At 36.7% G+C, this 12392-nt stretch carries 14 protein-coding genes and 1 other annotated feature; all 14 genes read left to right on the top strand.

Annotated elements, in window-relative coordinates:
- Positions 1-1320: 1320 nt before the first annotated feature.
- The 14 genes from DFR56_RS11145 (at position 1321) to queA (ending at position 12387) form a co-directional block, all read left to right on the top strand.
- Positions 1321-2094 (top strand): M23 family metallopeptidase, encoded by a 774-nt coding sequence (locus DFR56_RS11145; protein ID WP_110395516.1) that lies wholly within the window; start codon positions 1321-1323, stop codon positions 2092-2094.
- Entirely contained in the window at positions 2078-2932 is an 855-nt protein-coding gene (locus DFR56_RS11140; RefSeq protein WP_242694695.1) for a site-2 protease family protein, read from the top strand. Before DFR56_RS11145 ends, DFR56_RS11140 begins: the two co-directional genes overlap by 17 nt.
- A 78-nt stretch (positions 2933-3010) precedes the next feature.
- Positions 3011-3086, top strand: a sequence feature (ribosomal protein L21 leader region).
- A gap of 16 nt (positions 3087-3102) precedes the next feature.
- Positions 3103-3411 (top strand): 50S ribosomal protein L21, encoded by a 309-nt coding sequence (gene rplU, locus DFR56_RS11135; RefSeq protein WP_110395515.1) that lies wholly within the window; start codon positions 3103-3105, stop codon positions 3409-3411.
- Between the two features lie 12 nt (positions 3412-3423).
- Complete coding sequence (locus DFR56_RS11130) at positions 3424-3750, top strand: ribosomal-processing cysteine protease Prp (protein ID WP_110395514.1); 327 nt, start codon at positions 3424-3426, stop codon at positions 3748-3750.
- 14 nt (positions 3751-3764) lie between these two features.
- Entirely contained in the window at positions 3765-4055 is a 291-nt protein-coding gene (rpmA, locus tag DFR56_RS11125; protein WP_110395513.1) for a 50S ribosomal protein L27, read from the top strand.
- A 251-nt stretch (positions 4056-4306) separates the two neighbouring features.
- Entirely contained in the window at positions 4307-5578 is a 1272-nt protein-coding gene (gene obgE, locus DFR56_RS11120; RefSeq protein WP_110395512.1) for a GTPase ObgE, read from the top strand.
- Between the two features lie 183 nt (positions 5579-5761).
- Entirely contained in the window at positions 5762-6619 is an 858-nt protein-coding gene (gene pheA, locus DFR56_RS11115; RefSeq protein ID WP_110395511.1) for a prephenate dehydratase, read from the top strand.
- 302 nt (positions 6620-6921) lie between these two features.
- Positions 6922-7779 carry a SafA/ExsA family spore coat assembly protein gene (safA, locus tag DFR56_RS11110; RefSeq protein ID WP_110395510.1) on the top strand — a complete coding sequence of 286 codons (858 nt, stop codon included), beginning with the start codon at positions 6922-6924 and terminating at the stop codon, positions 7777-7779.
- A 109-nt stretch (positions 7780-7888) separates the two neighbouring features.
- Positions 7889-8629, top strand: coding sequence for an NAD(+) synthase (gene nadE, locus DFR56_RS11105; protein WP_110395509.1), 741 nt, complete (start codon positions 7889-7891; stop codon positions 8627-8629).
- Positions 8630-8732: 103 nt separating this feature from the next.
- Positions 8733-9464: a YebC/PmpR family DNA-binding transcriptional regulator gene (locus DFR56_RS11100; RefSeq protein ID WP_110395508.1), complete on the top strand. Its 732-nt coding sequence runs from the start codon at positions 8733-8735 to the stop codon at positions 9462-9464.
- A 33-nt stretch (positions 9465-9497) separates the two neighbouring features.
- A complete protein-coding gene (gene ruvA, locus DFR56_RS11095) occupies positions 9498-10100 on the top strand; it encodes a Holliday junction branch migration protein RuvA (protein ID WP_110395507.1) in 603 nt (200 codons plus the stop codon).
- Between the two features lie 28 nt (positions 10101-10128).
- A complete protein-coding gene (gene ruvB / locus DFR56_RS11090; RefSeq protein WP_110395506.1) occupies positions 10129-11121 on the top strand; it encodes a Holliday junction branch migration DNA helicase RuvB in 993 nt (330 codons plus the stop codon).
- 6 nt (positions 11122-11127) lie between these two features.
- A complete protein-coding gene (locus DFR56_RS11085) occupies positions 11128-11325 on the top strand; it encodes a DUF2905 domain-containing protein (RefSeq protein ID WP_110395505.1) in 198 nt (65 codons plus the stop codon).
- 18 nt (positions 11326-11343) lie between these two features.
- Entirely contained in the window at positions 11344-12387 is a 1044-nt protein-coding gene (queA, locus tag DFR56_RS11080; protein ID WP_110395504.1) for a tRNA preQ1(34) S-adenosylmethionine ribosyltransferase-isomerase QueA, read from the top strand.
- Positions 12388-12392 lie beyond the last annotated feature (5 nt).

The raw sequence follows: 12392 nt of genomic DNA, 5'->3' as shown, positions 1-12392 counted from the left end.
ATAATATGACGTTGAAGCAGGATAAATACTAGTATTAACGGATGACTGCAATCGTAGAACCTGTCATTATAAATGCCACTGTGATTCTCTGCTTCCCCGATAGTTAGTCCTTTTCGTTTTCAATAAAAGTGGATATAAATCATTCCCCGTTACGTTATTTGTAAAAAGTACCAACGGCTCCAAATTTATTTTCTAGGCAGTAGTTGCCATCTTTTTAACCGCATCGTTTTACTCTCCCGTAAGGATTTATTCGAAAATATATCTTTTAACATACTTAAAAATAGCGATAATAACAATCTTTGTTTGTTGATTTATTGACTAGCCTCCTAAACTAACTCAAAAAATAGTTAGTAAAATTAACATACTAACTCAACTTTCGCACCACTAAAATGAGATCGAATAGTTGCTTGGTTAAGCTTGGGATGCTTCTAATTATATCCTTGACAACCTTGGTATAATAAACCGTTTTCCAAAAGTCGGGATTGCTAATCCTTCTCCTACCAAATAGCATTTGTTGTTTATTACATAAAAGAAATAAACTGCGCAATAACTTAGGATAGCAATAGTCAGACCGCTACGGAAATGCACTACGCTTTCACCACAGGGCATAAGAGCGACATCTGTTCAACCTGCGCTATCGCTTGTTTTCACAGTGTCTCCTTTACCGTGGGCGGCTGATAAGCCTCCTCACTCGCCTTGCTCGTTGCGGGGTCTTATCTAGGCCTATCCTCCCACAGGAGTCTCCGTGCATTTCCTTCGCTAAGGTGGGTGTAGTCAATCATTACTGTTATTTGTTTATGGGTGTAATAAAATAATTATCATTCACCTTACATACAGTTGATTGGAGCGTAGGACAGTCGACTCCTGCGGGAAAGCACGTGTCTGAAGACCCCGCAGCGGCGGTTTCTCCGCGAGGAGGCTGAAGCCGTGCCCGCGGAAAGCGACTGTCCGTAGCGGAAATCAACGTTGCTGTGACTAGGTTTGCAGATAATATATTAAATTAAGTTACTGCACAGTTTATTTCAATTGCGTGATAATAGCAACAAACTTAACGAAAAGAGCAGGTGGAGTTTAGATGTAAACAGACTGCTTAGAGCAAACAGGTAATCCAAAGTCAACTCGAGCACTGTATCTTCATTCTACCTTATTCTACGAAGGCTTCTTTGTCCATTTCACTCTGCGAAAGTTGAGTTACTAATAAATCATCATACTTAATGAATACTCAATTCTTTCAATAAAAATGAAAGAATTACTTTGTTATCATAACTTGTCCTGATCCTTCATATGATTTACAAAGATAATAGTAAAGGATTGAACAATATGGATAGAGGGGTTCGAAAAGTAAGGCAATCAATTAAACAGCGAAAGAAAATGCGTGAAAGACATGATTCTTCTGCACAACGATTAGTACCTTATATTGCAGATGATCAAGAGAAACATGGTTTTGAATCACCATCATACAATATTGAACCTACATATGATAAAAAAACAGAACGAAAAATGCAGAAATCAACTATGCTGATAAAAGTGACAGCATCGATTGTGCTTTTTGTCGGTTCCGCTTTTTTATTACAATCGAATATACCGGCATTACAACAGCCACAAAAATGGGCATATAACGCTTTACAAAACGAATTTCCGTTTGCCAAAGTAAATGAATGGTATGTGACAACTTTCGGTACTCCACTAGCTATTACACCACAAGGGAATATTAGTTTAGGTTCTGATGACAATCCGATGATTTTACCAGTCATTGGCGATGTTGTCGAAACATTTTCAGCAAATGGCTCTGGCATTATGATATCTCCTGATGAAAAAACAGTTGTTTCAGCTATCAATAGGGGAGTCGTAATTTTTGCTGGAAATGATAAAGAAACAAATAAAACTGTTATTATCCAACATGCTGATAATAGTCAAACAACATATGGCTTTTTAAGTTCGATTGATGTTCATTTGTATCAAATTGTGAATCCGAATCAAACAATTGCAACCTTTCAGCCGACAGAAGAAAATGAAATGGTTTATTTTTCGATTGAAAAAAATAATCAGTTTATTGATCCATCACAGGTGATCCCAGTTGACGACATTCCTTAATTTCATACGACTAATCCATATCCATCCGATATTAATCATCTTTATCGTTATTTCAGTCATCACAGGAACATTTATTCATTTATTTATTTTGTTATCCATTGTATTTATCCATGAAGTAGGGCATTTTCTTGCTGCGAAATGGTATCGTTGGCGGATTAATGCGATCATTTTGTGGGTTTTTGGTGGTGTGATGAAAACAGAGGAATCCGCAAACAGACCAATTAAAGAGGATATGATCGTTACTGCTGCAGGGCCATTTCAACATGTCATGATTTACTTCTGTATAAGTGGCTTGACATTACTACCTTTGATACCAGACTCCATCATCGAAACAGCATTTTATTATAATACTGTTATTTTATTATTTAATCTACTGCCAATTTACCCATTGGACGGGGGAAAATTACTTTTTTATCTGTTATCATTTTTTATTCCATATAAAAAAGCGCACCGGTTTACCATTCTATTTTCGATATTAGTGTGTAGCTTTCTTATTTTATTCCAACTTTTCATCTTACCGTTTACGTTAAGTTCGCTATTAATTATTGTTTTCTTACTAATAGAAAATAGAACAGAATGGAAAAATCATTATTTTCTCTTTATGCGTTTTTTGCTGAATCGTTTACATGAAGAGAGTGAGCATAAAGTAAAACGATTAGATGTTCCGCCTGATCTAAGACTTATAGACATTTTTGCTTTTTTTGAGCGAAATAAAAAGCATCATATTTACGTAAATGGTCAAGAAAAAGAACCTTTAAGCGAAAAAAAGAGTTTACATTTTTATTTTAAGGAAAAGCGATATAATGAAACAATTGCAGAGATAATGAAATATCCATAATGGATTCAATCTATTAGGAAAAAAGTTGACAATCACTTCAATTTCATGATATCATTTCAATGTTATTCAATTGTAGCACCATAGCTACAACCGCACAGATCAGGTTAAATAAACCTAAAAAATGGGTACCTGTATGGCGAGTCTTAGTCAATTGGGAGGTGCAAAGAAAAATGTACGCAATTATCGAAGCAGGCGGTAAACAAGTAAAAGTGACGGAAGGTCAAGAAATTTACATTGAAAAAGTAAATGCAGAGCCAGAAGAAACAGTTACTTTTGACAAGGTTTTATTCGTAGGTGGCGAAGATGTAAAAGTTGGCGCTCCATATGTGGAAGGTGCAACTGTACAAGCCAAAGTTGAAAAACAGGGACGCCAGAAAAAAATTACTGTTTTCAAATATAAGCCAAAGAAAAATTATAAGCGTAAACAAGGTCATCGTCAACCTTACACGAAATTAATTGTTGAAAAAATTAACTTTTAAGGATTTTTTGTAATGATAAAGGTTTGTATTTATAAAAAAGCTGATCTTATTCGTGCTTTTAAAATTAGTGGACATGCAAATAGTGGTCCATATGGCTATGATTTGGTCTGTGCAGGTGTTTCTGCTGTATCATTTGGGGCAGTAAATGCTGTTACGACACTATGCGATATTGACTTAAAGATTGACCAGGCGGATGGAGGATATTTATTTGTAGAATTACCTTTCTCTCTCTCGAAAGAACAGGCAAGGAATGCAAATCTAATATTAGAAGCGATGGTCGTTTCATTACAAACAATCGAACGAGAATATAAACAGTTTATTCAAATTAAAATTCAGTAAGGAGGTGCCTTTATATGTTGAAACTAGATTTACAGTTTTTTGCGCAAAAAAAAGGTGCTGGAAGTACGCGAAATGGTCGTGACTCTCATGCGAAACGTCTCGGTGCTAAACGTGCAGATGGTCAATTTGTAACAGGGGGTTCGATCCTCTATCGTCAACGTGGTACGAAAATTTATCCAGGTGAAAATGTAGGGCGAGGAAAAGATGATACCCTTTATGCCAAAGTTGACGGTGTCGTTAAATTTGAAGCATACGGTAGAAGTCGGAAAAAAGTAAGTGTATATCCAGAAGCTGTTGAAGCTTAATGAAAGAAAACTCCAATCTCTCACGATTGGGGTTTTCTTTATGGTTGTTAAGAACCATTATGATCAAGTCGTTTACATTCTTTATCATGATCATGTTTGGTATAATTTGTCCAAGGTTATGATAAGATGAATATACACTTTTTCATAGCAAGGAAGTTACTTAAAATCGACTGACGTTTCATTCCAGTTTAATATTGAGCTTGGAATAGTTACGGGTGAAATACATATAAACTGCAAGACGAGGTGAAATGATGTTTATCGACCAAGTAAGTATTTATGTTAAAGCAGGTGATGGTGGAAATGGAATTGCCGCATTTCGCCGTGAAAAATATGTGCCAAAAGGTGGACCGGCAGGTGGTGACGGTGGCCATGGTGGAGATGTTATTTTTGAAGTGGATGAAGGATTAAATACGTTGATTGACTTTAGATACAATCGTCATTTTAAAGGTGATCGCGGGGAAAATGGGATGAGCAAAGGAAAACATGGTAAAGATGCCAATCCTTTAGTCGTTCCAGTTCCACCAGGTACCTCTGTATATGATGAAGATACAGATGAACTCATTGCAGATCTAACGACTCATGGAGAACGGGCTACGATCGCCCAAGGTGGGATTGGCGGACGTGGGAATATTCGGTTTGCTTCCTCTAGAAACCCTGCACCAAATTTAGCGGAAAATGGCGAGCCAGGTGAGGAAAAAAATATTCGTGTAGAATTAAAAGTAATTGCAGATGTCGGACTAGTTGGTTTTCCTAGTGTCGGTAAGTCTACCTTATTATCTGTCGTTACGGCCGCAAGACCCAAAATAGCGGACTATCATTTTACTACTTTGTCTCCTAATTTAGGGGTTGTAGATACAGAGGATGGGCGTAGTTTTGTTATGGCAGATTTGCCTGGTTTAATTGAAGGAGCACATGAAGGTGTAGGGCTAGGCCACCAGTTTTTACGCCATGTGGAACGTACACGCTTAATCGTTCACGTCATTGATATGGCAAGTATAGAGGGAAGAGATCCATATGATGATTATGTGAAAATAAAAGAAGAGCTGGTCGCATATGACGAAAAATTAAGTGAAAAAAAACAAATGATTGTTGCGAATAAAATGGATATGCCGGACGCCGAAGAAAATTTAGCCGTATTTACAAAGAAGCTTAAAGATGCTACTACACCTATTTATCCTGTTTCTTCTATAACAAAAGAAGGATTAACTGTTTTACTTTACAGTATTGCTGATGAACTTGAAAAAATTCCGAAAACAGTTGCAGTAGAAGCAGAAGTCGTTATTCAGCATAAAGCGATTGAAAAGTCATTTGTTATTACACGAGACGATGATGGTGCCTTTATACTTTCAGGAGAAAAAATAGAAAAAATGTTCAAAATGACTGACTTTTCTTCAGATGAAGGAACACAACGCTTTGCACGTCGGTTAAGACACTTAGGGGTCGATGATGCTCTTCGAAAACGTGGTGCTAAAGATGGGGATATTGTACGATTATTAGATTTTGAATTTGAATTTATTGATTAAGCAAAACAGTAGATTAAAATACTTTATTTTGGTAAAGTATTAACAATATGTTCATGTTGAATGTGTTTGTGAAAAGTTACACAATAGACGAAAGGAAAGGCACACGGATTGGATGTGTATCGTATATTCGAGACGCGAGCCAAATTGATTCATTCGTTACAAGTGGGGTAAGGAGGAAGTTGATTGTCAGTAAAGATAGGATATTTAGGACCAAAAGGAACGTTTACAAAATTAGCGGTAGATGCAGCATTTAACGGAGATGATAAAATTTCTTTTAAAACGATCCCACAATGTATTGATGCGGTAAATAATGAAGAAGTTCACATTGGTGTCGTACCGATTGAAAATGCAATAGAGGGAACCGTTCATCTTTCCATTGATTATCTTGTTCACCAGGTTAGATTACCGATCATCGCTGAAATAGTTGTGCCAATTCAGCAAAACTTATTAGTACATCGTGATTTTGCAGGCGAATTATTGGATATAAAAGAAGTTCATTCCCATCGCCATGCAATTGCACAATGTCAGCAATATATTCATAAATTTTTACCGCAGGCTACGATTCATTATACTAATTCGACAGGTAGTGCCGCGGAAATGGTTAGTGCAAATGGGAATCCAATTGCAGCAATTGGTAACACATTAGCCGCAGAGGAATATAATCTAAATATAATGGAAGAAAATATTCATGATTATCCAAATAACCATACAAGGTTTATTGTTTTAGCAAAAAATAAAGAGTTGGTGAAAATTAATCATTCAACTGATTTAGAAAGAACGAGCTTACTAATCACATTACCAGAAGACCGGGCGGGGGTATTGCATCAAGTATTATCTGCATTCGCTTGGCGGAAAATGAACCTTTCTAAAATCGAATCACGTCCGATGAAAACAGGTTTGGGAAATTACTTTTTTATTATTGATGTAGATGAGCCGTATGATGATGCTTTGTTTCCTGGAGTTCAAGGCGAACTTGAAGCTCTTGGTTGTAAAGTAACGATACTTGGAACGTATCCAGTATACAAATTAGCTTGTAAATAAATTCAAAACGTCTTCACTTAAGAAGGCGTTTTTTCATATTTTCTAGGAAACTATATTCGACTATACTCGTGTATAAAATTTATTTGCACTATTAACTTCCGTCACAGGATGTGCTAGTACAATATTTTCAAGTAGGACGAGTAATCGCAGTCCCAGGACGTCACTTTCTGCTTGTAAGAGCGCTTGCGCTTTTGTTTCTTTTAGAGACGTATTTAATTCGTTTCAACAAGGACAACTCCTATGCATATGTTATTAATGAGATAAAAGCCTAGTCTTATGAATATGAAAGGAGATTGTTTATTTTGAAAATACACATCGTACAAAAAGGTGATACTTTATTCGAAATAGCCAAAAACTATGGTGTTAACTTTGAAGAAATTGTTAAGTTAAATCCACAACTCTCTAGTCCTGACATGATTATGCCAGGAATGAAAATAAAAATTCCGAGCGAATTAAAACAGGTGAAAAAAACTACTGACATGGAAATGCGTGTGGAGACTAAACCACGACAAAGTACGGAAAAAGTAGAAAAGATGGAGAAAGCTACAAGAGTGGAGCCTACGGAAGAGAGAGAAGCGAGAACGCCAGAACGACCAATGGGTGAAATAGTAGCTGATGATCATGTTGAAGCGAAACAAGTTCGACCGAAAGCTCCTACTAATTATCAGCCTTTATACCCTGTAAAGCCAATTATTCAAGCACCACCAATGCCAAACCGGACTAAAATGAGTGGAAATGTAAAAGAGGCTAAGCAAGAAATGGAAAGGAAGCATCCAGAAAAAAGCGTTCGAAAAGAAATGCAGAAAGGAAAGGTAGAAGAGATACAACAACAACCTCCAACTCGCCCAATCACCCAATCGGAATATATGATGGAAAAGCCAATGTATCAAAGATCAAAGATGCATTGCTGTTGCTGTCCATGTATGCAATCCATGTATGTATCAAGACATCATCCGTCACCATGGCATCATCGAGGTACTTATTTTATGGGAAGTCCCTTTATGCCACGAAGAATGAATTATTATTCTAATAATCAAATGAACTATATGCCGAACTATCAAATGGCTCAAATGTCAAATCAACAAATGAACGAAATGCCCGGATATCACAGGACACAGCAACAAATGAATGCAGAGAATCATTATGGTGATCAATGTTAGTATTCCATTCAAGATAATGGAAAAAAAGTGTATAATAAAAGGAGGCGATTCCAAGACAATCGTCTTCTCATTGCACTTTTTACGATTAATATATAAAAGGATGGTAACAATGGAAAAAACAGTTCAAATAATTACTAGCTGGTTACGAGAACAAGTAGAACAAGCCCGTGTGAAAGGGCTCATAGTCGGTGTAAGTGGCGGATTAGATTCTGCCGTTGTTGCAAATTTAATTAAACGTGCATTTCCGAACGATTCTTTAGGGGTCATTATGCCTTTAAAAAGTAATCCAATTGATATAAAAGACGCTGAAAAGGTCGTTCAAGCATGTAAGATTAATCATATGACAATCGATTTAACAGAAACTCATCAGATCATGTATAAAGAGATTCAAAACCAAATAAAGGCCGAACAAGCTTGGAATGAAGAAAGAGATCGGATTGCGGATGCGAATTTACGGGCTCGCCTTCGGATGAGTACCCTTTATACAATCGCTACAAATTACAATTATTTAGTCGTAGGAACTGACAATGCTGCCGAATGGTTCACAGGGTACTTTACGAAATATGGTGACGGTGGGGTTGATTTACAGCCGATCGTTGATTTAACGAAAAAAGAAGTAAGAGAATTGGCTGCATATTTACACGTCCCTACGGAAGTCATTGAAAAAAATCCTAGTGCTGATTTATGGGCAGGACAAACCGATGAAAAAGAGATGGGTACAACTTATGATTACATTGATGCTTATATTAGTGGACAACCTATTCCGGAAAAAGATAGAAAAGTCATTGAAAGAATGCACGAGCAGACAGAACATAAGCGCAATATCGCTACACAATTACGATTAAAATAGAGTGATATAAAAGTTTCTGGCTTCATGACCTTCTTTCATATTTTTTTTAAATTTGCTATACTTAAAAAGGATTTTGAGGTAAGAAAGAAAGGGGAATCGACAAATGGCTGGACATTCAAAGTGGCATAATATACAACGTCGTAAAGGTGCGCAAGATGCGAAAAGAGGAAAAATTTTCATGCGTCATGCGAAATTAATCTATACTGCTGCAAAACAAGGTGGCGGTGATCCAGATATGAACCCCGCACTAAGAACGACTATTGAAAAAGCAAAGGCTGATAATATGCCGAATGATAATATAGAACGCGCAATAAAAAAGGCAACAGGAACACTTGATGGTGCAAGTTATGAAGAGGTTACGTATGAAGGATACGGTCCAAATGGGATTGCTGTCATCGTCCATGTTTTAACAGATAACCGAAACCGAGCAGCGGCTGAAGTTCGTCATGCATTTAGTAAACATGGTGGAAACTTAGGAGAAACTGGCTGTGTTTCCTTTATGTTTGATCGAAAAGGATATATTGTTATCATGGATAAAGAAGGAAAAGTGGATGAAGACGAGTTAACTCTTGAAGCGATAGAGGCTGGAGCAGAAGATATCGAAGTGGTGGACAATGTCTATGAAATATATACAATGCCTGATGATTTTGAAAAGGTTAGAAATGATTTAAGTGAGCTAGGATATGACATTGAGGAAGCAGAAGTAACCTTGATTCCACAAAACTATACAGAACTAGACAAAGAACAAGAAGCCACTGTTACGCAACTAATTGATATGCTTGAAGAAAGTGAAGATGTGCAAGATGTGTACCATAATTTAAAAATAGCCGAATAAGATAGCGCCAAAAATAGAAATAAGGGGAATACAATGATCGCATATATAAAAGGTAAAGTGACATTTATCCAAGAAGAATCGATTATTATTGAAGTAGCGGGTATTGGGTATGAAATTATTTGTCCTAACCCGTTTATCTTTCAATCTTCCTTACAAAAAGAGCTATTTATCTATACATATCATCATGTAAGGGAAGATATCCAATGTTTGTATGGGTTTAAAGACGAAGACGAGAAATATTTATTTACCAAACTTATCTCCGTATCTGGAATTGGGCCTAAAAGTGCTATAACAATTTTAGGAAGCGTTCATGTTCCCGATTTCATTGCAGCGGTAGAAAGGGAAGATGAAAAGTATTTAACCCAATTTCCAGGTGTTGGAAAGAAAACTGCTCGGCAAATTATATTGGATTTAAAAGGAAAACTAATCAATATTGTTTCTCTTGAAGGAGATCGATTCGAAAATAAAGGGCAGCTTGAAAACTCTATTCAATTAACAGAAGCAAAAGAAGCGTTAAAAGCTTTAGGATATTCCGATCGTGAAATTAGTGGTATTATGCCGACATTACAAAAAGAAGAAATTGATGAAACAGATCGTATGATTAAAAAAGCTTTGACATTACTTGTGAAAAACTAATGAGTTAAAAGGATGGGAGGGGTAAACAATGGAGGAGCGGATTGTAACAGGGGAACAAAATGAGGAAGATTCGGTTGTAGAATTATCGCTTCGCCCGACCATATTAGCTGAGTATATTGGACAAGATAAAGTAAAAGAAAATTTACATATATTTATCCAGGCGGCCAAAATGCGTGAAGAAGCTTTAGATCATGTACTACTTTACGGCCCACCTGGACTAGGAAAGACGACACTTGCTGCCATCATTGCAAATGAAATGGGGGTAGAGTTTCGTTCTACTTCCGGTCCAGCTATTGAACGATCAGGTGATTTAGCTGCCATTTTATCATCACTAGAACCTGGTGATGTTTTGTTCATTGATGAGGTCCACCGCTTACCGCGTTCTGTTGAAGAAGTGTTATATCCTGCAATGGAGGATTATTTTTTAGATATTGTCATTGGTACTGGACCAAGTGCTCGTTCCGTAAGAATTGACTTACCACCATTTACACTTGTAGGTGCTACAACAAGGGCTGGACTATTATCTGCTCCGCTTAGAGATCGTTTTGGTGTATTGAGCCGTTTAGAATTTTATGAAACGAAAGATCTATGTCATATTATTGAACGAACAGCATCGATTTTTCAAATGCCTATCAAAAAAGAAGCGGCGGAAGAAATTGCAAGTCGCTCACGGGGCACCCCGAGGATCGCCAACCGTTTATTAAAAAGAATTCGCGATATTTCCCAAGTAGGTGGCGAATCGGAAATTACACTCGAAACGACAAGACGTGCACTTCAAATGTTACAAGTTGACCATGCAGGGCTCGATCATATTGACCATAAATTATTAAAAAGTATTATCCAAGATTTTAATGGGGGGCCTGTCGGATTAGATACGATAGCCGCTACCATTGGTGAAGAGGCACAAACGATTGAAGATGTGTATGAGCCATATTTATTACAAATAGGTTTTATTCAACGTACACCAAGAGGTAGGATTGTTACGGAGAAAGCATATACTCATTTTGGAATCGAAAGGTGATTGAGGATGCAGATTGGTAAAATGTTTCTCTTAATTGGTGTCATTTTCATTATTATCGGGTTGCTTTGGTCATTTATCGGAAAATTACCGGGAGATATAAGTTTTAAAAAAGGGAATGTTTCTTTTCATTTTCCAATCATGACTTCGATCGTGGTGAGTATTATTTTAACGGCGATATTTTATTTAATATCGCGGTTTCGTTAAATTAGAGGGAGTAAAGCTATGGATATGGAACAATATAATTATCATTTACCTAACGAACTAATTGCTCAAACTCCGTTAAAAGATCGTACATCGTCTAAACTGCTCCTTTTACAAAAAGGTACAAATAAAATAAGTCATGATGTATTTTCGAATATCGGTAACTATGTAAAAAAAGGGGATTGTATCGTATTAAATAATTCCCGAGTTATTCCAGTGCGCCTTTTTGGGTCAAAAACGGATACAAATGCAAAAATAGAAATGTTATTATTACACGAAATAGACAATAATGTGTGGGAAGCACTCGTTAAACCTGCTAGAAAAGTAAAAAAAGGTACTGAAATTATGTTTGGAGAAGGCCAATTAGTAGCTACTTGTATAGAAGAGAAAGACGAAGGTGCCCGTTTACTGCAATTATCTTTTGATGGGATTTTACTTGAAGTATTAGAAGAATTAGGTGAAATGCCTCTTCCGCCATATATTAAAGAGCAGTTAACGGATCAAGAAAGATATCAAACTGTTTATGCAAAAGAAGAAGGATCAGCCGCTGCACCAACTGCTGGGCTTCATTTTACTACTGAACTTCTTTCACATTTGGAGCAACTTGGAGTCCAAATTGTTTATATCACTCTTCATGTAGGATTAGGCACTTTTAGACCTGTGACGGCCGAACATATTGAAGAACATCAAATGCATGCTGAATATTACAGTTTATCAAAAGAAGCTGCACAAACATTAAATGAGGTAAAAGCAAACAATGGTAGAATTATTGCAGTAGGTACGACATCGACAAGGGTTCTAGAAACGGTTGCAAAAGCAAATAATGGGCTATTTAAGGCGAGCAATGGGTGGACAGATATTTATATTTATCCACCATACGAGTTTACAGCAATTGATGGATTAATCACAAATTTCCATCTTCCAAAATCAACCTTATTGCTTCTTATCAGTGCATTTGCGGGAAAAGACGCTATTTTTAACGCATATGAAGAAGCAATCAAACGTGAATATCGCTTTTTTAGTTTCGGAGATGCGATGTTTATATTACCAGATAAGAAAGCATAAAACAC

Source organism: Pseudogracilibacillus auburnensis (assembly GCF_003201975.1).
Taxonomy (GTDB): Bacteria; Bacillota; Bacilli; order Bacillales; family Amphibacillaceae; genus Pseudogracilibacillus; species Pseudogracilibacillus auburnensis.
Note: the sequence above shows the minus strand (reverse complement) of the source record. Positions and strands in the feature narration are given on the sequence as shown.

Excerpts from the sequence above, each read along its gene's own strand:
- nadE (WP_110395509.1), top strand. The coding sequence starts at position 7,889 with ATGGAAAAAACAGTTCAAATAATTACTAGCTGGTTACGAGAACAAGTA.
- queA (WP_110395504.1), top strand. The coding sequence starts at position 11,344 with ATGGATATGGAACAATATAATTATCATTTACCTAACGAACTAATTGCT.
- ruvA (WP_110395507.1), top strand. The coding sequence starts at position 9,498 with ATGATCGCATATATAAAAGGTAAAGTGACATTTATCCAAGAAGAATCG.
- DFR56_RS11130 (WP_110395514.1), top strand. The coding sequence starts at position 3,424 with ATGATAAAGGTTTGTATTTATAAAAAAGCTGATCTTATTCGTGCTTTT.
- rpmA (WP_110395513.1), top strand. The coding sequence starts at position 3,765 with ATGTTGAAACTAGATTTACAGTTTTTTGCGCAAAAAAAAGGTGCTGGA.
- obgE (WP_110395512.1), top strand. The coding sequence starts at position 4,307 with ATGTTTATCGACCAAGTAAGTATTTATGTTAAAGCAGGTGATGGTGGA.
- DFR56_RS11100 (WP_110395508.1), top strand. The coding sequence starts at position 8,733 with ATGGCTGGACATTCAAAGTGGCATAATATACAACGTCGTAAAGGTGCG.
- DFR56_RS11085 (WP_110395505.1), top strand. The coding sequence starts at position 11,128 with ATGCAGATTGGTAAAATGTTTCTCTTAATTGGTGTCATTTTCATTATT.
- rplU (WP_110395515.1), top strand. The coding sequence starts at position 3,103 with ATGTACGCAATTATCGAAGCAGGCGGTAAACAAGTAAAAGTGACGGAA.
- DFR56_RS11145 (WP_110395516.1), top strand. The coding sequence starts at position 1,321 with ATGGATAGAGGGGTTCGAAAAGTAAGGCAATCAATTAAACAGCGAAAG.
- ruvB (WP_110395506.1), top strand. The coding sequence starts at position 10,129 with ATGGAGGAGCGGATTGTAACAGGGGAACAAAATGAGGAAGATTCGGTT.